At 64.9% G+C, this 19,644-nt stretch carries 19 protein-coding genes; 17 read left to right on the forward strand and 2 right to left on the reverse strand.

All coding sequences use genetic code 11. The features are described from left to right. Window positions 1-29 precede the first annotated feature (29 nt). Window positions 30-932: an enoyl-CoA hydratase/isomerase family protein gene (locus ACNQR1_RS05815; protein ID WP_418044646.1), complete on the reverse strand. Its 903-nt coding sequence runs from the start codon at window positions 930-932 to the stop codon at window positions 30-32. 143 nt (window positions 933-1,075) lie between these two features. Here ACNQR1_RS05815 and ACNQR1_RS05820 point away from each other — a divergent pair, with 143 nt between their 5' ends. Next, entirely contained in the window at window positions 1,076-3,067 is a 1,992-nt protein-coding gene (locus ACNQR1_RS05820; protein ID WP_418044647.1) for a prolyl oligopeptidase family serine peptidase, read from the forward strand. 36 nt (window positions 3,068-3,103) lie between these two features. Here ACNQR1_RS05820 and ACNQR1_RS05825 read toward each other — a convergent pair whose 3' ends face one another. Beyond that, window positions 3,104-3,712 carry an Mce protein gene (locus ACNQR1_RS05825; RefSeq protein ID WP_418044648.1) on the reverse strand — a complete coding sequence of 203 codons (609 nt, stop codon included), beginning with the start codon at window positions 3,710-3,712 and terminating at the stop codon, window positions 3,104-3,106. A gap of 181 nt (window positions 3,713-3,893) precedes the next feature. Here ACNQR1_RS05825 and ACNQR1_RS05830 point away from each other — a divergent pair, with 181 nt between their 5' ends. The 16 genes from ACNQR1_RS05830 (at window position 3,894) to ACNQR1_RS05905 (ending at window position 19,634) form a co-directional block, all read left to right on the forward strand. Continuing rightward, window positions 3,894-4,973 carry a hypothetical protein gene (locus ACNQR1_RS05830; RefSeq protein ID WP_418044649.1) on the forward strand — a complete coding sequence of 360 codons (1,080 nt, stop codon included), beginning with the start codon at window positions 3,894-3,896 and terminating at the stop codon, window positions 4,971-4,973. A 121-nt stretch (window positions 4,974-5,094) separates the two neighbouring features. Continuing rightward, on the forward strand, window positions 5,095-6,108 hold the full coding sequence (locus ACNQR1_RS05835; RefSeq protein ID WP_418050287.1) for an N-acetyltransferase: 1,014 nt from the start codon (window positions 5,095-5,097) through the stop codon (window positions 6,106-6,108). Continuing rightward, the gene (locus ACNQR1_RS05840; RefSeq protein WP_418044650.1) at window positions 6,108-7,088 is read left to right on the forward strand and encodes an SDR family NAD(P)-dependent oxidoreductase; all 981 of its coding nucleotides are present in this window, start codon (window positions 6,108-6,110) and stop codon (window positions 7,086-7,088) included. Before ACNQR1_RS05835 ends, ACNQR1_RS05840 begins: the two co-directional genes overlap by 1 nt. Further along, on the forward strand, window positions 7,085-8,149 hold the full coding sequence (locus tag ACNQR1_RS05845) for a fatty acid desaturase family protein (RefSeq protein ID WP_418044651.1): 1,065 nt from the start codon (window positions 7,085-7,087) through the stop codon (window positions 8,147-8,149). Before ACNQR1_RS05840 ends, ACNQR1_RS05845 begins: the two co-directional genes overlap by 4 nt. After that, window positions 8,149-9,474, forward strand: a complete 1,326-nt coding sequence (locus ACNQR1_RS05850) for an aspartate aminotransferase family protein (protein WP_418044652.1) — start codon at window positions 8,149-8,151, stop codon at window positions 9,472-9,474. The genes ACNQR1_RS05845 and ACNQR1_RS05850 overlap by 1 nt, the downstream gene beginning before the upstream one ends. Beyond that, window positions 9,471-10,973, forward strand: a complete 1,503-nt coding sequence (locus ACNQR1_RS05855; RefSeq protein WP_418044654.1) for a pyridoxal phosphate-dependent decarboxylase family protein — start codon at window positions 9,471-9,473, stop codon at window positions 10,971-10,973. The genes ACNQR1_RS05850 and ACNQR1_RS05855 overlap by 4 nt, the downstream gene beginning before the upstream one ends. Continuing rightward, a complete protein-coding gene (locus ACNQR1_RS05860; protein ID WP_418044656.1) occupies window positions 10,970-11,629 on the forward strand; it encodes a hypothetical protein in 660 nt (219 codons plus the stop codon). The genes ACNQR1_RS05855 and ACNQR1_RS05860 overlap by 4 nt, the downstream gene beginning before the upstream one ends. Window positions 11,630-11,641: 12 nt before the next feature. After that, a complete protein-coding gene (locus ACNQR1_RS05865) occupies window positions 11,642-12,148 on the forward strand; it encodes a hypothetical protein (protein ID WP_418044658.1) in 507 nt (168 codons plus the stop codon). Further along, entirely contained in the window at window positions 12,145-12,897 is a 753-nt protein-coding gene (locus ACNQR1_RS05870; protein WP_418044660.1) for a hypothetical protein, read from the forward strand. The genes ACNQR1_RS05865 and ACNQR1_RS05870 overlap by 4 nt, the downstream gene beginning before the upstream one ends. Before the next feature lie 7 nt (window positions 12,898-12,904). Further along, window positions 12,905-13,852 (forward strand): ABC transporter ATP-binding protein, encoded by a 948-nt coding sequence (locus tag ACNQR1_RS05875; protein WP_418044662.1) that lies wholly within the window; start codon window positions 12,905-12,907, stop codon window positions 13,850-13,852. Beyond that, window positions 13,849-14,619 carry an ABC transporter permease gene (locus ACNQR1_RS05880; protein WP_418044664.1) on the forward strand — a complete coding sequence of 257 codons (771 nt, stop codon included), beginning with the start codon at window positions 13,849-13,851 and terminating at the stop codon, window positions 14,617-14,619. The genes ACNQR1_RS05875 and ACNQR1_RS05880 overlap by 4 nt, the downstream gene beginning before the upstream one ends. A 7-nt stretch (window positions 14,620-14,626) precedes the next feature. Beyond that, window positions 14,627-14,881, forward strand: a complete 255-nt coding sequence (locus ACNQR1_RS05885; protein WP_418044666.1) for an acyl carrier protein — start codon at window positions 14,627-14,629, stop codon at window positions 14,879-14,881. After that, window positions 14,878-16,506 carry a fatty acyl-AMP ligase gene (locus ACNQR1_RS05890; protein ID WP_418044668.1) on the forward strand — a complete coding sequence of 543 codons (1,629 nt, stop codon included), beginning with the start codon at window positions 14,878-14,880 and terminating at the stop codon, window positions 16,504-16,506. The genes ACNQR1_RS05885 and ACNQR1_RS05890 overlap by 4 nt, the downstream gene beginning before the upstream one ends. Continuing rightward, window positions 16,503-17,339 carry an MlaE family ABC transporter permease gene (locus ACNQR1_RS05895; RefSeq protein WP_418044670.1) on the forward strand — a complete coding sequence of 279 codons (837 nt, stop codon included), beginning with the start codon at window positions 16,503-16,505 and terminating at the stop codon, window positions 17,337-17,339. The genes ACNQR1_RS05890 and ACNQR1_RS05895 overlap by 4 nt, the downstream gene beginning before the upstream one ends. Before the next feature lies 1 nt (window position 17,340). Next, a complete protein-coding gene (locus ACNQR1_RS05900; protein ID WP_418044671.1) occupies window positions 17,341-18,153 on the forward strand; it encodes an MlaE family ABC transporter permease in 813 nt (270 codons plus the stop codon). An 11-nt stretch (window positions 18,154-18,164) separates the two neighbouring features. After that, window positions 18,165-19,634: an MlaD family protein gene (locus ACNQR1_RS05905; protein ID WP_418044673.1), complete on the forward strand. Its 1,470-nt coding sequence runs from the start codon at window positions 18,165-18,167 to the stop codon at window positions 19,632-19,634. Window positions 19,635-19,644: the final 10 nt, after the last annotated feature.

Below are 19,644 nucleotides of genomic sequence, written 5' to 3' on the forward strand. Positions count from 1 at the left end.
GAATACGAATGGCGCTGTGTAACTGTTGGTTACGGTCCGTGCTGGGATGGACTTGCCGCAACGTTCTGCGTGGTGCCGTTGGCCCAGGGTTTCTGGTCCCATGGCCGGTCGAGGGGTTCCATCTCGCCGCCGAACGGGAAGAATGCCCGCTGAGCGTAAGTTTCTCTGCCCAGTCCATGGCCTAGTTCATCGATGAATGCGCGCCTGAGCGGATTGGTGAACAACTGGCGCGTGTAGCGCAGAGTGAGCGGTGGACGCTTCACCAGCTCGCGGGCCAACTCCCAGGCGCGTTCCAGTACTTGATGTTTGGGCAGCACTTCGTTGACGACACCCCACTCCTTGGCCTCGTGCGCGCTGAGCTTCTTGCCGGTGAGCAGGAAATAGCGGGCCCTGGTATGGCCGGCGAGAAAGCTCCAGATGACATGCTGGCCGTCACCGGGCACCTGGCCGCGGGGGAAGTGCGACGCATCCTGAAAGTAGGTGTCGTCACTGGCCAGAACGATGTCGCCCAGCAGGGGAATCTCGGAGTGCATGTTGCACGGGCCGTTGACCGCACTGATCATTGGGACGTCGACGTCGAGCAGGTTGAAGATGCAATGTCTCGCATACCAGGCCTTTTCGTCGAGCTTGACCAAGCCGCGGTCGCCTGGCATGGCCTGGTAGACGGGCGTATCAGGCGGCGCGCCATTCGGCAGCAGACCCCAGTTGGCGTTGTAGTTGTCACCCGTTCCGGTGTGGATGAGCACCTTGATCTCGCGATCGCCGGCGACATCGGCGAATGCGTCGGTCATATCGTCGTGGGCTTTCCAGTCCCACACCAGGCTGCCGCCGTTGGTGTGGCACTGCATGAGCAGGATGCCATCATCGCTGAGTTCGAACTTGTAGTTGGGATAGCGGTTCGCATACTCGCCGAACCGGGTTCGCCGGGCCATGTCCACCCCTTTCGATGGGCATCCGTGCAGGAATGGGTGTCCACTGCGGGTGGCAATCGCAGCGGAGGCCCTCACCTTATTGAAAATCATTATCAATAACAACGGGTGCTTGTCTGCGGCTGGTTGCCCTAGGCTGGGCCGCCATGGCGACCTATGGCTCCTGGCCCACCCCGATTACCTCTGAACTCGTGGTGCGGGCGGCCGCTGGCCTCGGGGGTGTGAGCATGCATGGGGACACCGTGATCTGGTCCGAGCTGCGGCCCGAGGAGGGCGGGCGCACCCAGCTGGTGCGGCGGACTGGTGGCGGGCCGCCGGTCGATCTGCTGCCCGCGGTCGCCGACGCGCGCACAGCCGCCCACGAGTACGGCGGGGGTGCCTGGTGGGTCGTGGGCGTGACGGTGTGGTTCGCCGATTGGGCCGACCAGCGGCTCTACGCAGTTTCGGAGAACTCGATGCCCGTGCCGATGACCCCCGATCCGGAGGTCCCGCGTGGCGACCGCTGGGCCGACGGATGTGTTGCCGCAGAAGGGAGGTGGGTGCTGGTGGTGCGCGAGCACCACCCTGTCGGTGGCGGTCCGGCTGATGTGACCAACGAGATCGTCGTGATCGACGCCAACCGAGAGTTGGCCCCGCGTGCCGTGGTGACGGGTCCCGACTTCGTGTCCGATCCGCGCCTCTCACCTGACGGCACGCGGCTGGCCTGGCTGCAATGGTCACATCCCGACATGCCGTGGGACGGCACCGAGATGTGTGTGGCCGATGTGCAGACCACTGACATCGGTCCGACGTTGACGGACCCACGGGTGGTGGCCGGCCGACCCGACGCCGGGCCCGGCGGTGCGGGCACCGGCGAATCGGTGAGTGCTCCGCGGTGGGCCGGCGACGGTTCGCTGTGGTTCATCTCCGACCGCTCAGACTGGTGGAACCTCTACCGATGGGATCCCGCTACCAGCTGCGTCGAACCGATGGTGACGATGGATGCCGAGATCGGGGTTCCCCAATGGGTGTTCGGCCAGTCGCGCTACGCCTTCCTGTCGGGCGGACGCACCGTGTTCGCGTCTTCGCGCGACGGGTTCGAGTACCTGGCGGTCCGCCTCGCCGACGGTGGTGTGGTGGGCCTCGATGTGCCCTATACGTCGTTCGCCTCGATCCAGGCTGAGGGTGACCGGGTCGTCTTCGTCGGTGCTTCCGCCACCGCCGAACCGGCTGTGGTGTCGATCCACGTCGACGCCACGGGTGTGGTCACCGAAACCGAGATCCTGCGTCCACCAAGTGATCTCGGGCTCGACAAGGGCTGGTTCTCCGTGCCTGAGGCGATCACGTTTCCGTCCAGCGGTGGACGCACTGCCCACGCGCTCTACTATCCGCCCACCAACCCGGATGTATCTGGTCAGACCGGCGAGTTGCCACCGCTGCTCGTGCTGATTCACGGCGGCCCCACGAGTGCGGCCCGGCCGATACTGCAACTCGGCACGCAGTACTGGACGAGCAGGGGGTTTGGCGTGGTGGACGTCAACTACGGCGGATCGACCGGGTACGGCCGCGCGTACCGCAACCAACTGCGCGGCAAATGGGGCGTCATCGACCTCGACGACTGCGAAGCGGCTGCCCGGTGGCTGGCCGAGCAGGGGCGCGTTGATCCGGCCCGGCTCGGTATCCGGGGCGGTTCTGCCGGCGGTTATACGACGCTTGCGGCGTTGGCCTTCCGGGACACCTTTGCCGCCGGCGCCAGCCATTACGGCGTGGCCGACCTCGAAGCGCTGGCCACCGAGACCCACAAGTTCGAGAGCCGCTATCTGGACGGGCTTGTCGGGCCGTATCCGGCTCGACGCGACCTCTATCTCGAGCGATCGCCGATCCGCCACATCGATGGCTTCGACTGTCCGCTCATCGTGCTGCAGGGACTCGAGGATGAGGTGGTACCACCCAACCAGGCCGAGATGATCGTCAGTGCGCTTCGGGCCAAGGGCATTCCGGTGTCCTACGTCGCCTTCGAGGGCGAACAACACGGCTTCCGCCAGGCCGCGAACATACGCCGGGCTCTGGACTCCGAGTTGTCCTTCTATGCACAGGTTTTCGGCTTCACACTGCCCGCGGCCGAGGACATCGAGCCTGTTCCGGTCGAGAATCTGTAGGGCGCTGGCGCCGCACTGCTGGCAAGCTGGCGCACCTCATGGAAGCTCGACCTTGCCGGCCAGCCAGCGGTCGTCAACCTTGTCCATCGTAATCTTCATACGGCTTCGATCGACCCGTCCATCGGGCAGCGCGGCATTGCTCACCGTCTGATCAACCATCAACAGCACAACGACCTTGTCCTTGGACTTCGACTGGATCGCCGAATCCACGACGCTCCCGTGGGCGGCGGCCCTGTTGTCGATCAGCAACTGTCGAAGCTGCGTGCTGGACTTGGTGTACATGTCTTTGAACTCGCCGGTGGCCCCGTTGAGGACACGGGTGAAGTTCTCGTCGACGTGGTTGCTGTCGATGCTTGTCAGCGTTTGGGCGTAGTCGATCGCTGCCTGCTGGGCCTGCCGGGCGGCTTCGTCGAGCTGCCGTTGCTGCCAGAGTCGCCATCCCAATGCGCCCGAGCAGACAAGGGCGGCAAGCAGGATCGCGCAGGCGACCGCTGCGGCCAAGTTGCCAAACCTGGGGCGACGGCCTGCTGGCTGGGCTTCCTCGTCGAATTCGTCGCCCTGGACGTCGCTTTCGGCCGCGTCCTCGTTGTTTTCCTCGCGGTCGTCCAGCGGATCCGCTCGCTCGTCGTCGGTTGTTGCCGTCACTGTCGTCCCTTGATTCAAGTTGCACGTCAACTCTGTCGCCGCCCGCATCTGTGGCCGTCGCCACATTTTGAGCGAACGAGAGAGACGGCGTTGACATCGCCTTGGCGCCACCCTACCTTGATGCGATAACGAAAACCATTTTCAATAACTTTGCAGACTCAAGCCACTCGAGGGGGTTGCGATGGCGACTGCCGCCACGAATACTCGGCCGCAATTGAAAGATGGTGAGCACCAACCCGGTTGGTTCGTCAGCCGTCGCGTCGACGTCTACTTCGTGTTCGGTCTCGGCGCCCTGCTCTCCGCCATCCTGTTCGCGGCCGAGAACCACAAGGGCATCTTCTTGGTCGGGGCAGTGGCGTTCTCGTTGCTGTCGGATCTGCCGCATGTCCTCAGCACCACCGTGCGGGTGTGGCTGGATCCGCGCGAGCGGTCCCGGTACCGCCTGCACTACACGCTCAGTTTTGCCGTGGTCGCCGTTGTGGTGAGTGTGCTGTGGTTCGGCGGCTGGCTGGTGCCGTTGTTGGCGATCTGGGCCTACTGGCAGGTGTTTCACGTCCTCAAGCAGCATTTCGGCATCATGAACATCTACGCCGCGAAGAACGGCTACAAGGGTCCCCGGACCAGGCTCAAATACGCGTTGTACGCCGCCTGCCTGGCTCCGGTTCTCTACCGGGCAAGCCACGGGCTGCACTTCTCGGAGTACGAGGTGTTCGGGCACCGGCTTCCGTTCTCGAACCTGAGTGTGCCGGTGCCACCGATTCCCAGCGTACTGATTGTCATCGCCTACGTTGTCGCCGCGGTGCTGGTGGGGTTGGCGGTCGCCGAACAGATCAAGCTGCGGCGCGATGGGCAGAACGTGCTGCCACCTATGGCGGTAGCGACGCTGGTCATCGCGGTCCTGTCCTACAACCTGTCGTATCTGTTGGTATCGGACCTGTTCGCACTGATCCTGATCGCCACGACGACGCACAGCCTGCAGTATCACCTGATCAACTGGACCAGGAACAATACCCGCTTCGCGACCACCGATGATCCTGCCGAGAAGAAGCTGTTGCTCGCACGCCTTTCGACGCGGAAGGCTCTCCCGCTTTATGTCGCAGGGTTGGCGGGGTTGGGAATCCTTGCCGGACAACTGGATACCGTCATTTTCGCGGTGCCGTTGATGTTCGTCCTGCACCACTTCTACATGGACGGTGCGCTCTGGAAGAGCAAGGGCAACCCGGAACTGGCATACGACTTGGGAATCGTTCGTGCCAAGTGACCTGAAGACATCGCTTGACGTCCGTGAGGTCACCTCGACCGCGGACGTCAAGCAGTTTGTGGACCTTCCGTACCACCTCTACCGCAAAGATTCCCGATGGCGACCGACGCTGCGCCGGGCCATGCAGGCCAAGTTGGACACCCGCCGCAATCCGCTGCACAGTGAGGTCGAGGTCGTCAACTTCGTTGCCTACCAGGGAGAGCAGCCGGTCGGACGGATCTCGGCGAGCGTCGATTCCGAGTATGTGAAGCGGTACGGCGACTGCGGGTTCTTCGGGCACTTCGAGAGCCCCGATGACGAGGATGTCGCGGGCGCGCTGTTGGGAACTGCGGAGGCGTGGGCGCGCCGCCGCGGTATGGACAAGATGATCGGTCCCTACAGTTATTCGACCCGCGATGAGGTGGGACTGCTGGCTGAGGGCTATGACACCCCACCGACCCTCATGCAGCCCTACAACCCGCCGTACTATTTGCGGCTGGTCGAGTCCGCGGGGTATCGGAAGAAGTTCGACAGTGCCTGCTACCGGTGGAACACCGCGAGTGGCAGTGCCGGCCAGCGCCGTTTGGTCAAGCGTGCCGACGCGGTGATGGAGGCCCATGGTGCAACCGTGCGGTCGGTTCGGATGAAGGATTTCGCCAACGAGTTGGAGACGCTGAGGGGCCTCTACAACGATTCGTTTGCGCACCACCCCGAGAATGTTCCGCTGAGCAAGGAGATCTTCGCCGGCATGGCCGCCGACATGCGGCCACTGATCGACCCCCGAATCGTGCGGATAGTCGAGCAGGCCGGGAATCCGGTCGGGTTCTTGCTGATGTTGCCCGATATCAACGAGATCGCCGGACAATCCGGCCGGCTCACCCCCTCGATGTTGTTGCGCATCGCGGCCAAGCGTGGGGGACGGATCCGCGGTGTCCACACCGCGGTCGTCGTCCTCATCGGTGCGGTCGGAACGCAGTTCGGGGCAGGGATCGGTCGGATCCTCGCGGGCGAGATCGTCAGATCCAGCACTGCAGGTGGCTACTCTTCAGTGGCGACCACCTGGGTGCACGAAGACAACGTGTGGTCGAATTCGCTGGCCGCACAGATGAAGACCGCGCCGGCCAAGCGGCACCGTGTCTACCAGAAGGCGCTGTGATGGCCGGCCGAATCCTCGTGACCGGGGGCGCCGGATACCTGGGCGGTGCGTTGGTTGCCGAGCTGGTGCGCGACGGCGAAGCGGTCACCGTGATGACCGGGCCTGACGACCATGCGGTCCAACTGAGGGGTTTGGATCGCAGCGTCGAGGTTGTCCGGGCTGACATCACCGATGAGGACAGTGTCGACGCGGCCATGCGCGGCATTTCGTATGTGTATCATCTCGCCGGCATAGCGTCACCGAATTCTCGTTTGGCCCATAAAATCTGGAACGCAAACGTCCTGGGTTCGTATCACGTGGCGCAGAGCGCACTGCGCAGTGGAGTTCAGCGAGTCGTACATGTGTCGTCGACGGCAGCCGTCGGCTATCCACCCGACGGCGTGGTGGCCGACGAGCGGTTCGATGTGCGGGATTCGGTGCTCGACAACGTGTACGCCGCGACGAAACGGGCGGGCGAGCGCGTGATGCTCGACTTCGGCAAGCGTGGACTCGATGTCGTGGTGGTGAACCCCGCAGCGGTTTTCGCACCAGGATCGGGGACCCCGCGATCCTGGCAGGGCTTGCTGGCGATGGCGCAGCGCGGTCTGCTTCGGGTCGTTCCACCCGGCGGGACCGCCGTCTGTTCGGCCCGCGACTTCGTCATCGGAACCACTGCTGCCATGGCCAAGGGCGGCGTGGGCGAGCGGTACATTCTGTCCACCGCGAACCTGAGTTACCTCCGGATCGCTCAACTGCTCGTCGAAGCCATGGGACGCGACCATTCCGTCCGTACGTTGCCGATGGGGCTGTTTCGGGCTGCCGGAGCCACGAGTCGGATGATCCGGGACGTGACCGGGACTGCGCGGCATGACGATCCGCTGGTGCCTGAGAACGTCGAGTTGATGGCCCGCCAGGTGTACTACGACTCCGGAAAAGCCGAGCGAGAGCTCGGTATTCCAAGAATGTCCGCCGCCGAATTGATCACGGAGTTCGCCCGATGACGACTGATATCCGCCAGACAGCGGCGGCCGGTGCGGGATCCAGGGATGTGCTGGGTATCTCGATGGCCGAGGCCCGGTCGTTGATTACCGACCTGACTGCCCGACGCCAGTGGATCTACTGGATCGATCTCACCGCGTGCGTGCTGATCGGCTACACCGCGTTCCTGTTGTGTCCGGCCGACCACCTGCTCTCGCCGCTGGCGATCGGTTGCATGACGATCGCCGCGCTCGCGTTCTACCGCGCGGTGCTGTTCGTCCACGAGATCGTCCATGCGCCAAGCGAGCTGCGCTGGTTTTCGGTGGTGTGGCACGTGGTATGCGGAATCCCGCTATTGGTGCCGCAATTCACCTACGAGTTCCACCAGGATCACCATGGGTCACGGACCTACGGCACCGCCGAGGACGGTGAGTACGTCCCCTATGCCACCGAGCCACGCTGGCGGGTGATCGCGCTGCCGTTCACCGCGCTGCTCGGGCCGCTGGTATTCGTGCTGAGGTTTCTCGTCCTGGCCCCGCTCAGCTGGTTGATTCCCGGAATCCGGTCCTACGTCCTGACCCGCGCTTCGGCGCTGATGATCGACGCCGACTTCGTTCGGACGCTGCCCGAGGGGCGCATACCTCGGTCGTGGCTGGTGCAGGAATTCGCCTGCTTCGCGTACCTGGTGGTGATGTTGGCGCTGCTTGTCGGTGGGGTGTATTCGCCGACCCGTCTCGTCGAGGCCTACGTGATCGTCGCGGCGGTGCTGTTCGTCAACTGGATTCGGGTGCTGGCCGCGCATCGCTATGAGAGCCGCAACGAGCGGATGACCATTCCCGAACAGGTTCTCGACTCCATCGACCACCCGTCGATGCCGATCCTCGGTGAGCTGTGGGCTCCGCTCGGACTGCGTTATCACGCAGTGCACCACCTGTTTCCGAAGCTGCCCTATCACCAGTTGGGAAAGGTGCGTCGTCGGCTGGCCGAGACGATCCCCCGCGATGGCGGCTTCTGGAGCACCGAGGATCGCTCGTTGATCACGTCGTTGAAACGACTTCTCGCGCATCCACGGGAGGCACTGTGATGAGGGATTCGGCGGCAGCGACGTACTCTCGGCGGTTGCCGGTCCGGCCGGTGGAAGCGGCCGGTTCTCGGCTCCGTGACAGTGACGGCCGCTGGTATGTCGACTGCCTTGCCGCGGCCGGTGCGATGTCGTTGGGCTGGAATCATCCGGTTGTCCGCGAGGCGGTGATCAAGACCCTCGAATCGGGAGAACCGTGGCAGTCGCTGGACTTCCACACCCCGACTCGGGAGCGCTTTGTCGAGGACCTGCTGTCCATCCTGCCGCCTGGGCTGGCGCGGGACGGCCGGGTGCACCTGTGCTCGCCCAGTGGTGCCAACGCGATCGAGGCCGCGCTGATGCTCGCCGAGATCGCAACGGGCGGGCGCGAACACATCGGCGTACAAGGCGGTTTCCACGGCTGCACCCGGGCGGCTCGGTCAGCCAGTTCTGGCGGCGGATTGCGCCGCCAGCCGGTGGTGCTGGCGCCGCGGGCCACGTTCCTGCCCTATCCGCAGGACTATCGGTGCCCGTTCGGGGTCGGTGGGGACGGCGGCGTCGACCTGGCGGTTGCCGCGGTCGAGAACCTGACCCGGCCGCACTCCGGCGTCACGGCGCCGGCTTCTCTCCTCGCGGAGTTCGTGCTGGGAGAGGGCGGCGTGATCCCGGCGCCGTACCGGTGGGGGCAGGCATTGCGGGACAACGCAAGTCGTCTGGATGTTCCGCTCATCGCCGACGAGGTGCAGGCCGGGATGTTCCGAACCGGGCCGGCCTGGGCCTTTCAGCGGTGCGACGTCGAGCCGGACATGATGGTGATCTCGAAGGGCCTGGGTTCCGGCCTTCCCATCGCGGTGCTGGTGGTTCGGGAACGCTTCGACGTGTGGGAGCCGGGTGCCTTCACCGGTACGTTCCGCGGCAACGCGATGTCGTTTGCCGCGGCCAGTGCGGTGATCAGGTTCGGTGTCGAGTCCGGCCTGTCCGATCGGGTCCAAGCAACCGGTGCGGCCTTCCTCGAAGGCTTGAAATCAGTTGCAGCACAATCAGAGATCATCGGCGACGTGCGGGGAGCCGGGCTGATGCTGGCCGCCGAGATCGTCGACCCGATGCTTCCGTGGCAGCACGGAGCGGCGGCGCCGGACCCGGGCCTGGCCCAACTCGTTCAGCTGGCCTGTCTGCAGCACGGTCTGATCGTCGAGACCGGGGGCCAATACGGGAATGTGGTGCGTTTCCTGCCGCCGCTGACCATTGACGATGCCGACATGTCGGCCGCACTCACCGCCTTTGACGCCGCGGTGCGACAGGTCCAGCGGCAACGGCCCGCTGGCAACGTCCTGATGGGAGCACGATGACAACCGACGCGAGCCCGTTCGTGGGCGACTTCCTCTCTCCCGGCGGACTTGCCGGGTATCGCGAAGCCCTGACCTTGGCAGCCATCTGGACCGGTACCGAGCTGCGTGATCCGGCGAGTCCGGGTCTGGTGTCAGGTTACTCAGAGTTGGACAGGACAGTCGGTGAGTTCCCCCTCGACTCACCAGCGGGCATCGGACTGCCGCGGGCGCTGGGTGAGGCGGCCGGCCTGCTATCCGGACGGTCCGCCGTCGTCACCCATCCCGGTTATCTTGCACATCTGCACTGCCCGCCGACGCTGTCCTCGCTTGCGGCCGAGATCCTGGTCAGCGCCTTCAACCAGTCACTGGATTCCTTCGACCAGGCCCCGGCGGCGACCGCCATAGAGCAGAAGGTGATCCGTGACCTCTGCACGACGCTCGGCTTCGACGACGGCGCCGACGGCACGTTCACCAGTGGGGGAACCCAGTCCAACCTGCAGGCGCTGATGATGGCCCGAGACCTGTTCGCCCGCGAGAGGTTCGGATCCGACCTGGCCGCGGGGCTGCCTGTCGGAGCCGGGTCCTGGCGGGTGCTGTGCACCCGTCAGGCCCACTTCTCGGTGCGGCAGGCACTGCGCATCCTGGGACTGCCGGGCGCCGTGATCGAGGTACCGACCGACGCGGCCGGCCGGATGCTTATCGACGGACTGATCGATTGCATCCGCTCTGCGGACGAGGCGGGCACGCCGATCATGGCTCTTGTACTCACCGCCGGGACAACAGACTTCGGGGCGGTCGACCCGCTGCCGGAGGCGATCGCCATTGCACGCGAGCGCGGCATCTGGACCCATGTCGACGCCTGCGCGGGTGGCTGCCTGGCGTTCAGCGAAACCCACCGTCACCTGCTGCGCGGGATCGAGACTGCCGACTCCATTGCCATTGACTTCCACAAGCTGCTGTTTCAGGCGATCAGCTGTAGCGCCCTGCTGGTGCGCCGGAGCGAATCGTTCGAGATACTGGCCGACCATGCCGATTACCTGAACCCACTTCAGGATTCGGCCGAAGACGTGGTCAATCTGGTTGGGAAGTCGTTGCAGACCACCCGCCGGTTCGACGCACTGAAGGTCTTCGTGACCTTGCGGGCACTCGGTAGGCAGCGGGTGGGCGAGATGATCGACGCCACGTGCGCTGCCGCCGCCGCGGCAGCGGCCGCGGTCTCCGAGCGCACCGAACTGACCCTGGTGGCGCCGGTGGCAACGAACACCGTGGTGGTGCGCTGGCAGGATCCCGACCTGTCCGAAGCCGACTGCGACGACGTGAACCATGAGATCCGAATTGCCTTGGCCGATGCCGGCAAGGCCGTTCTGGGCCGGTCGACCGCGGGCGGCAATCAGGCACTCAAGCTCACGTTCGTCAATCCTCTCATCACCGCGGGGGCCGCGGCGGCCGTGGTTGCGGCGATCTCTGTTGAGGGACAACGAATTCTGCGGGCTCGCAGAAGGGAATTCACCAACGTATGAACACGAAATCACTGCGGGTCGACCGGATCCGTGCCGACGATGAACGGTTCGGTTGGGCCAAGGGCGTGGAATACACCATCTTCGGTCTGGAGAACGACTACGCCGGCGAGTCGGACATCGCGGCCGGCGAGATGGTGCACTATCGGCCGTGGGAGCGGTCGTCGGAGATCTTCGTGGGATTCAGTGAGGGTTTCGACGAACCGGTCGGAGTCCTTCGTGGCCTGCGGGCCGATGGCGAACTGGGCCTGGACAGCTTCAGCACGCTGCGTGACGGCCGCAGCTACGCGGCGGTGGGCCGGCCGGCCCGCAATTACCTGTATCCGGAGTGGAATTCGTTCTTCGAAGACATGGCACCGGAGCGCATCGCCGAGCTCGCGACCCAGGGTGTGCTCAAGAAGCACCGGCGGGTGGGCATGATCGAGCAGATCTGGCAGACGTTCTTCGGCAGCCTGGCGGCCGACGGTGTCGAGTATGTGACGGTGGCGCTCGTGGTTCCGCTGTTCGAGTGGTACAGCCAGCTGTTGTCGACGCGGATCCATCAGATCGGCGAGATCATGCCCGACTACATCGGCGCTGACAGCGTTCCGGCCGTCGTCGACATCAGTGGGTCTTTCATCGCAGATGCAACCCGAACCCTTTTACCGTCAAGCAATTAGAGGAATGCCGAGATGAGATCCATTCACACGCAAGAACACGTCTTCCGCAAGGTCAGCGAGGTCGACTGTCCTGTCGACCAAGTGTGGGACCGGGTGACCACCCAGGAGGGCATCAACGACGAGATGGGCCCCTATCTCAAGATGACGATGCCGCGCCAGTTCCGCGGAAGGTCGATCGCCGACGTCACCCCCGGGACCCGGATCGGCAAGAGCTTCCTGCTGCTTTTCGGCGTCGTGCCGTTCGGGTTCGATGACATCACCATCGCCCGGATCGATGCCGGACGTATGTTCCGCGAAGAGTCGATCATGACCGGTATGCGGATCTGGGTTCATCACCGCACGCTGGAACCGTTGGGGGACAAGACGATCGTCACCGACGAGATCACGCTGGCACCACAGGCGCCGATGGGCCTGATCCCGGGCTGGGGAAAGCTGATGAGCCGGATCCTGTCGGCCTTCTTCACCCACCGGCACCGCCGCCTGAACCGGACTCTGGCCCGCGCGGGCGCGGCGCAGTGAAACGGTTCGGCGCGGTAGCCGGTGCATGTGTGCTCGGGTCCGGTCTGTTGGTCGGCTGCGGGTCGGTGAACGAAGAAGCGGGAAAGCCGGTCGGGCACGCCTACCAACTGCTGAAGTACCCCGAACCGGCGGCCGAACCGGCGGCCGAGCCCAAGCCCGGCTCTCCATTCGGAAGTTATCCGTTGGAGATTTCCGGCTCGGTCACCTACCTCGACGAGACCACCTCGTTGCCCGACTCCGGGGTGCTGACCATCGGTCCGGGCCCGCGGCACGGCGAGTTGCAGGTCGAGCAGTACTACACCGGTGACCGATTCCCGTACGAAACCGGCATGGTGTCCACCACGGGCGACGAGGCCGAGTCGGGCACCCTCGACGCGATCACGATCGTCAACCCGTTGGATTCCCGGGTTGCGTTGCAGTGCGCGGTGAGCGGGGGCATCGACCTCGGGGCGACCGGTGAACCGCGTGAGGTGACCGGATCCTGCGGTGGCGGCGCAACGGTGGCAGGCAGTGTGCGTTCAGACGGCAGCCGCAACACCACGTGGCGCGGCAAACCCGTCGAACTGGTCCGCACGGTGGTCGATCTCGACGTTACGGGTGTGAGCACCGGCACGATTCATCAGGTCAACGAGACGCCCAAAGGCGGCAGTTTCCCGCTCTACACCGAGCTCAAGGTGGACCTCACCGCACAGGGAATCCATCTGACCGAAGAGTTGGAGCGCCACGTCCTTCCCAAAGTCGGAGATTGAACATCCCATGTCTGAAGACAAACAAGACAATTCGTCACCGGCGCTGCTCGCCGAGGATGTGACCAAGTCGTACCCGGGTGCACAGAACAGCGCTGTCGACGGGCTCAGCCTCACGGTGCCCCGCGGGGTGGTCTACTGCTTGCTGGGGCGTAATGGTGCGGGCAAGACCACCACCATCCGCATGGCCACGACGCTGCTCGCACCCACGAGCGGGCGCCTGGAGGTGCTGGGGATCCCCGTGGACGAGACCGATGAGCTCCGGCCACTGATCGGTGTGGCGCTGCAGGAGGTGGCGCTCGACCTCTGGATGTCGCCGGTCGAGCAGATCCGCATGAGCCTGGCGATGGCCGGGTGGCCGAAAACCGAACGGCGCCAACGGGAGGATGAGCTCGTCGAACAGTTCGGGTTGGGCAAGTATCTGACCCGCAAGGTCGGCGCACTGTCGGGCGGTATGCGGCGCCGAGTCGATGTCGCGCTGGCCGTGGCACACGACCCGAAGATGCTATTTCTCGACGAGCCGTCGAGCGGCCTCGACATCGAAGGCAAACAAGAGGTGTGGAACGCCATCCGGTCGTTGCGCTCTCAGGGCCGCACGGTGGTGCTGACCACCCACGACATGGACGAGGCGGTCTCGCTGGCCGACGAAGTCGGAATCATCAAGGACGGCAGATTGGTCGCATCCGGATCGACCCAGGAATTCACCCGGAGTCACGGCTTCGTCGCGGCGATCTCGTCGGACGCAGCGATACCCGAGCCTTCCGTAGAGGCCTTGGCCGCCAGCGGCTACGCCGTGGAGCGCACGACCGAGACCGCGTTGACCGCGACGCTCGAATCGGCGTCGGCCTCGGCGCTGGGCAAGCTCAGTGCCGAGATGGAGCGGATCGGACTGGGCGAGGCCGATATCGAGGTCCGGTCGACTTCGCTGCGTGACGCATTTCTGGAGGCGACCCGATGAATTCTCTGACGAACACCTTGAGGCTGTTCCGCCGCTACGTCGTGGTGGGCTTGCGCCAACCGGTTTTTGGGTTCATCTTCCCGATCGTCTTTCCTGTGGTCCTGGTGATCTTCGTGCGATCGATGTTCCAGCGGGTCGCCGATCTACCGGGCTTTCCGTTGTCGTCCTACACCGCCTACATCGCCCCGGGGCTCATCATGCTGATCCCGATGCTCGGTGCCGGCTACGGCGCGGGAACACTGATCGACGAGATTCGCTCCGGTTTCACCGATCGGCTCCGGCTCTACGGGGTGTCCACCAGTCAGATCATGGCGGCCAAGTACGGGTTCGAGATGTTCCGGATCCTGCCCGCGGCGGTCATCGTGATCGCACTGCTGGCGCTGTTGGACGCGCCGCTGCGATCCGGGATCCTCACTGCCGCAATGCTCGTCGTGCTCATGTTCCTGTGGTCGGCAGCCTACAGTTCGTTGTTCTACCTGGTGGCTTTGCGCACGCTCAACCCGCAGGCACCGGTGGCAATGCTGCCGCTGGCGCTACCGGTGCTGTTCATCAGCCAAGCGCTCATGCCGTCGGTGTTCCTGTCGGACTGGCTCCGCTTCAGCATCAACCTGAACCCCTTCTCGCACATCGTGGCGGCCGCGTCGACGATCATGTACGGCGAGTTCGACACAGCGAAGGTGGTGACGGGTTGTCTTGTCGCCGTTGGCATGTTTGCCATCCTCCAGATACCCATCCACATGGTGATCCGCCGTAAGATCGGAAGGTAGTCAGACCGTGTCAGAAGTACGGGAATTCCTCATCGAGTTCATCGCCGACGAACTCGAACTACCCGCCGAAGACGTCAACGACTTCTCGGAGTTGGTCGGGGACCTGGGGTTCGACTCATTGTCGTTCGCCCTCGGGGTGTCCGAGATCAAGGGCCGATTCGGCGTCGTGCTCGACAAGGACGATGTGTTCGAGTGCAAGACGGTCGGTGCCCTGGTCGAATTGGTGGAGAACCGCCGGCTCGCCCTGTCAGGACAGCCGTGAACCGTATCCTGGCGAGATTGCAAGCCGGGGCCGAGATCACCTCACGCGGTCTCACCGCGGCACCGGTCGACGCTGACGGCCGATCACGGCTCGACCAGCTGGCTACGACAACCTGGGCGCAGGTACACCATAGCGGCCGTGCTGTCGCCGGCGGGTTGCAGCAGGCGGGGGTGCAGCCCGGGGACGCAGTGGCCGTGCTGGCCGGCGCGCCCGGGGAGATCGCCCCACTGGTGCAGGGCATCTGGATGTCGGGTGCCGTGGTGACCATGCTGCACCATCCGACCCACCGCACCGACATCTCCGCCTGGGCACAGGATCTGGGGTCGACGTTGTCGGTAATCGGTGCCGAGACCGTGGTTGTCGGCAGCCCATTCATCGCCGTGGGCGAAGCCCTGTCGGCCGCCGGCGTGCGAACCCTGCAGTTGACCGATCTGCTCGGGGCGACCCCGGGCCGGATCGTTGAATCGGCCGAGGATGAAATCGCCTTCGCGCAGTTGACGTCCGGGTCGACGGGCAGGCCCAAAGCCGTCACCATCAGCTACCGCAACATCGAAGCCAACCTGGTCGGAATGGCCGCCGCCTCGGCCGCGGATGCCGAAACCGATGTGGTGGTGAGCTGGCTTCCGCTCTTTCACGACATGGGCATGATGGGCTACCTGATCACACCCATGTGCCTGGGCATCGAGACCGTCAAGGTGACACCGGTCGATTTCCTCGGCGATCCGCTGCTGTGGGCAGAGCTGATCACGAGGTATCGCGGAACCATGACCGCGGCACCAAATTTCGCCTACTCAGTGCTGGCCCGCCGGCTGCGAAAAGCCGCCGACAGCGCCTACGACCTCTCTACGCTGCGGTTTGCGCTCAGTGGTGCCGAGGCCATCGATGTCGCGACGCTGGACCGGTTGACCACCGCGGGGGCCCGGTTCGGCCTGCGTAAGCACGCCATCGTGCCGGCCTACGGGATGGCCGAGGCAACGCTCGGGGTGTCGTTCGTGCGCCCGGGCGGCGAATACCGCGTGTGCGAGCAGCGGGTGGCACTCGGGCAGCCGCTGCCGGGTTGTGAGATCCGCGTGGTGGCCGAGGGCGGCGCGGTGGTGGAGTCGCCGACCGTCGGTGAACTGGAGATTCGCGGCGAGAATGTGACCCGCGGCTACCGCACCGCCGACGGCATCGAGCCGGTCACCGATGCCCACGGATGGTTCCGCACCGGAGACCTCGGATACCTGACCGACGACGGCCAACCCGTCATCTGCGGCCGCAAGAAGGACATCCTGATCATCTCGGGGCGCAACGTCCATCCCGAAGACATCGAACGAAGCGTGGCCGGGGTCAACGGCGTCCGATCGGGTGGTGTTGCCGCCGTGCGTCTTTCCACCGCGGCTGCCGGTGAGGGGTTCTCGATGGTGGCCGAGTCGACGCTGCACGCCGATGACACCGAGACCGCGCGGATCCGGGCCGAGATCGCCGATCGAATCTACCGGCAGCTCGGCCTGAGCCCGAGGGCCGTGCACGTGGTCCCGTCCGGCTGGCTACCGAAGACCTCGTCAGGGAAACTTCGACGCCTGGAGACGACGGCGCGGCTGGCTGAGATGGGGCATCTCGGGGAGCGTGAACTCGTCAAATGACCCTGCGGGACACCAGTTCCCGTGTTGTCCAGGTTGGGGCGGGGTACCTGCGGCGTCATCCGGTAGCGGCGCTGGCCACGATTGGCGAGCAGGTGCTACTCGGATTGAAGACGATCCGGTTCTGCGTCATCGACCTGGCCACCGGGCGATTTCAAGGGGCCGAGTTCGTTCGGCAGGCGGCCTTCATGGCGGGCGCTGCCGTCATGCCGACGGTGTTGGTGGCGCTGCCCATCGGGGTCACCCTGTCGATCCAGTTCGCGTTGTTGGCCGGGCAGGTCGGCGCGACCTCACTCGCCGGTGCGGCCAGCGGATTGGCTGTCGTGCGACAGGCCGCCTCATTGGTGTCCGCACTGCTACTGGCAGCGGCGGTGGGTGCGGCGATGACCGCAGATCTGGGTTGCCGAACGATGCGTGAGGAGACGGCTGCGATGGAGGTGATGGGGGTTTCGGTGATCCGCAGGCTCGTCGTACCCCGCTTCGCGGCCGCGATCGTCGTCGGCATTGCACTGACCGGAGTGGTGTGCTTCGTCGGCTTCCTGTCGAGCTACCTGTTCAACGTCTACGTACAAGGCGGTGCACCAGGCAGTTTCATCGCTACCTTCGCGTCGTTCGCCACCACAGGCGACATGCTGCTCGCATTGTTCAAATCAGCGGTGTACGGCGCGATTGTCGCGGTGGTGTCATGCCAGAAGGGGTTGGCCGCCGGGCAAGGGCCGGCGGGGGTCGCCAACGCCGTCAACGCAGCTGTCGTGGAATCGGTCTTGCTGCTGATGACCGTGAACGTCGCGGTGAGCCAGCTCTACACGATGCTCTTCCCACGAACGGGATTGTGAGATGACCCATCCTGTCATGACGCGGCCGGTGGCGCGCTTCGGCCACTTCGTCGCATTCTCGGCCCATGCCCTCACTGGTGCGCCGCTGGCCCTGCGCCGGTACCGGAGTGAGTTTCTGCGGCTGGTCTCCGATATCACTTGGGGCAATGGATCGATCGTCGTGGGCGGCGGCACCGCAGGCGTGATCCTCGTCCTCGGCGTCACCACCGGGGCCCTGATAGCGGTCGAGGGGTACGACTTCCTGAACCTGCTCGGACTCGGCCCGGCAACCGGGATCATCTCGTCGCTGGTCACCACCCGCGAGCTGGCGCCGATCATGGCGGCCTTGGCATTCGCGGTTCAGGCGGGCTGCCGGTTCACCACGCAGATCGGTTCGATGCGGATCTCCGAAGAGATCGACGCCATGAATTCGCTTGCAATCAGGCCGATCCCGTATCTGGTCACGACCCGGCTGCTGGCCTCGGTAGTCGCGATCATCCCGCTGTACGCGGCCTGCCTGGCTATCTGCTATCTGTCCTGCCAGATCATGGTGGGCGTGATCAGCGGCGGATCGCTCGGACCGTATCTGCACTACTTCACCTTGCTGGTCAGCGGTACCGACATCGTGTACTCGATGGTGAAGGCCGTGGTGTTCGTGTGGATCGCGGCAACGGTGCAGTGCTACTACGGGTTCTGCGCCGGTGGCGGGCCGGAGGGGGTCGGTATTGCTGCGGGGCACGCCATGCGGGCCAGTATCACCGTGGTGATCATCGTCAACATGTTGCTGACGATGGCCCTGTGGAGCGTCGATTCCGGTGCAAGGCTTGGTGGTTGACGGTGGCGAGTATGGTCGATCTGGACGGAAATCACCTCACCGGCAGGCAGCTGATCCGGCGCGGAACGGCGGCGCTGGTCGTGGTCGGCGTGGTGGCTTCGGTGCTGCTGGCCAAGTCGACCGGGCTGTTCGACCGCAGTCTGCACGTGGTGGCCGAACTGCGCAACATCGGTGACGGCCTGCCGGCCCGGTCGGATGTGAAGTTTCGCGGGGTGCTTGTCGGCGCGGTGGAAAGCGTCGCGGCCGGCACCGGCGATCAGCCCAGTCTGGTCCGTATCCGGCTGGATTCGGTTTATGCAAAAGGCATTCCGGCCGGAGTCGCGGCCCGGGTGGTGCCCAGCAACGCCTTCGCCGTCTCGTCGCTGCAACTCGTCGAGCCTGTGAACGACTCGGGCGGGGCGATCCGCGATGGTGACCAGATCGCCGAAGACACCGCGCTGCCGACGGTGTTGTTCCAGACCACCATCACCAAACTGCGCGACATTCTCGCGGCCGCCGGCCGTGGACGCGACGACCACACCATCGGTGTGCTCGCCGCGGTCGCGGCAGCCACCAACAACCGCCGTGGACAGTTGCTGACCGCGGCGACCGAATTGAACCGGCTGATCGACGAACTGAATGCCGTCGTCGCGACCGATGATGGGCCGTCGACGATTTCGTCGTTGTCGCAAGCCGCGCACGGCCTGTCGGCAACGGCGCCCGACCTCCTCGAGGCGCTGCACGAAGCGGTGGGGCCGATGCGAACTCTGGTCGAGCAGCGTCGAAGTCTCGAAGAATTCCTGTCGGCATCCGCCCACACCACCGGTACCAGCGTGGAGTCATTGCACAATCAGACCGACCGGCTGGTTCACATCACCACGGATCTGACACCGGTGCTAGGGGTGCTCGCGCAGAATTCAGAGCATTTCGTGCCGATCAGTCAGCGGATGACCAAGTTCTCCGACACATTCTTCGCCGAAGTCTGGGATTCCGAACTCGATACGCCGCGTGGCCGGGTGAATTTGTCGTTCACGCCGTCCTACACCTACACCCGCGCGGATTGTCCGCGGTACGGAGCGCTGGCCGGGCCGAGCTGTTTCACGGCGCCGCAGGTGCCGGTCCGGCCACAGTTACCTGAGGTTCTGCTGCCTCAGAACTACCAGCCGCCACCGGATCTGGCGCCTCCTCCGGGCACGACGGTAGGGGAGAACGGAAACCTGATCGCGGTCGGCCCGCCGCTGCTGGCCCCGCAGGTTCCGCCCGTCGATCCCTACCCGCCGTTGCCGCCAGGGGTTGCCCCATCGCCACCGGTGCCTGGCAGTGCCGCACCCGCATCGTTCGGCGGCAATGTCGGTCCGGTGGGCAGCCGCCTCGAGCGCGACCAGTTGAGTGAGATCACCGGTGAGCCGGCGACCGCGGCCACCCAACTGATTCTCGGTCCCGTCGCGCGCGGGAATGTTGTCGCGCGAGTCCCACTGTCCGCAGCGGAATCCAAGCCGTAGGAGACCATTC

It is taken from the genome of Mycobacterium sp. 48b, from assembly GCF_048282725.1.
Taxonomy (GTDB): domain Bacteria; phylum Actinomycetota; class Actinomycetes; order Mycobacteriales; family Mycobacteriaceae; genus Mycobacterium.

Bases quoted from the DNA above. Each gene is read 5' to 3' on its own strand.
- ACNQR1_RS05875 (WP_418044662.1), top strand. From the start codon at position 12,905: ATGTCTGAAGACAAACAAGACAATTCGTCACCGGCGCTGCTCGCCGAG.
- ACNQR1_RS05820 (WP_418044647.1), top strand. From the start codon at position 1,076: ATGGCGACCTATGGCTCCTGGCCCACCCCGATTACCTCTGAACTCGTG.
- ACNQR1_RS05880 (WP_418044664.1), top strand. From the start codon at position 13,849: ATGAATTCTCTGACGAACACCTTGAGGCTGTTCCGCCGCTACGTCGTG.
- ACNQR1_RS05815 (WP_418044646.1), bottom strand. From the start codon at position 932: ATGGCCCGGCGAACCCGGTTCGGCGAGTATGCGAACCGCTATCCCAAC.
- ACNQR1_RS05905 (WP_418044673.1), top strand. From the start codon at position 18,165: ATGGTCGATCTGGACGGAAATCACCTCACCGGCAGGCAGCTGATCCGG.
- ACNQR1_RS05850 (WP_418044652.1), top strand. From the start codon at position 8,149: ATGAGGGATTCGGCGGCAGCGACGTACTCTCGGCGGTTGCCGGTCCGG.
- ACNQR1_RS05865 (WP_418044658.1), top strand. From the start codon at position 11,642: ATGAGATCCATTCACACGCAAGAACACGTCTTCCGCAAGGTCAGCGAG.
- ACNQR1_RS05855 (WP_418044654.1), top strand. From the start codon at position 9,471: ATGACAACCGACGCGAGCCCGTTCGTGGGCGACTTCCTCTCTCCCGGC.
- ACNQR1_RS05900 (WP_418044671.1), top strand. From the start codon at position 17,341: ATGACCCATCCTGTCATGACGCGGCCGGTGGCGCGCTTCGGCCACTTC.
- ACNQR1_RS05845 (WP_418044651.1), top strand. From the start codon at position 7,085: ATGACGACTGATATCCGCCAGACAGCGGCGGCCGGTGCGGGATCCAGG.
- ACNQR1_RS05860 (WP_418044656.1), top strand. From the start codon at position 10,970: ATGAACACGAAATCACTGCGGGTCGACCGGATCCGTGCCGACGATGAA.
- ACNQR1_RS05895 (WP_418044670.1), top strand. From the start codon at position 16,503: ATGACCCTGCGGGACACCAGTTCCCGTGTTGTCCAGGTTGGGGCGGGG.
- ACNQR1_RS05830 (WP_418044649.1), top strand. From the start codon at position 3,894: ATGGCGACTGCCGCCACGAATACTCGGCCGCAATTGAAAGATGGTGAG.
- ACNQR1_RS05835 (WP_418050287.1), top strand. From the start codon at position 5,095: ATGCAGGCCAAGTTGGACACCCGCCGCAATCCGCTGCACAGTGAGGTC.
- ACNQR1_RS05840 (WP_418044650.1), top strand. From the start codon at position 6,108: ATGGCCGGCCGAATCCTCGTGACCGGGGGCGCCGGATACCTGGGCGGT.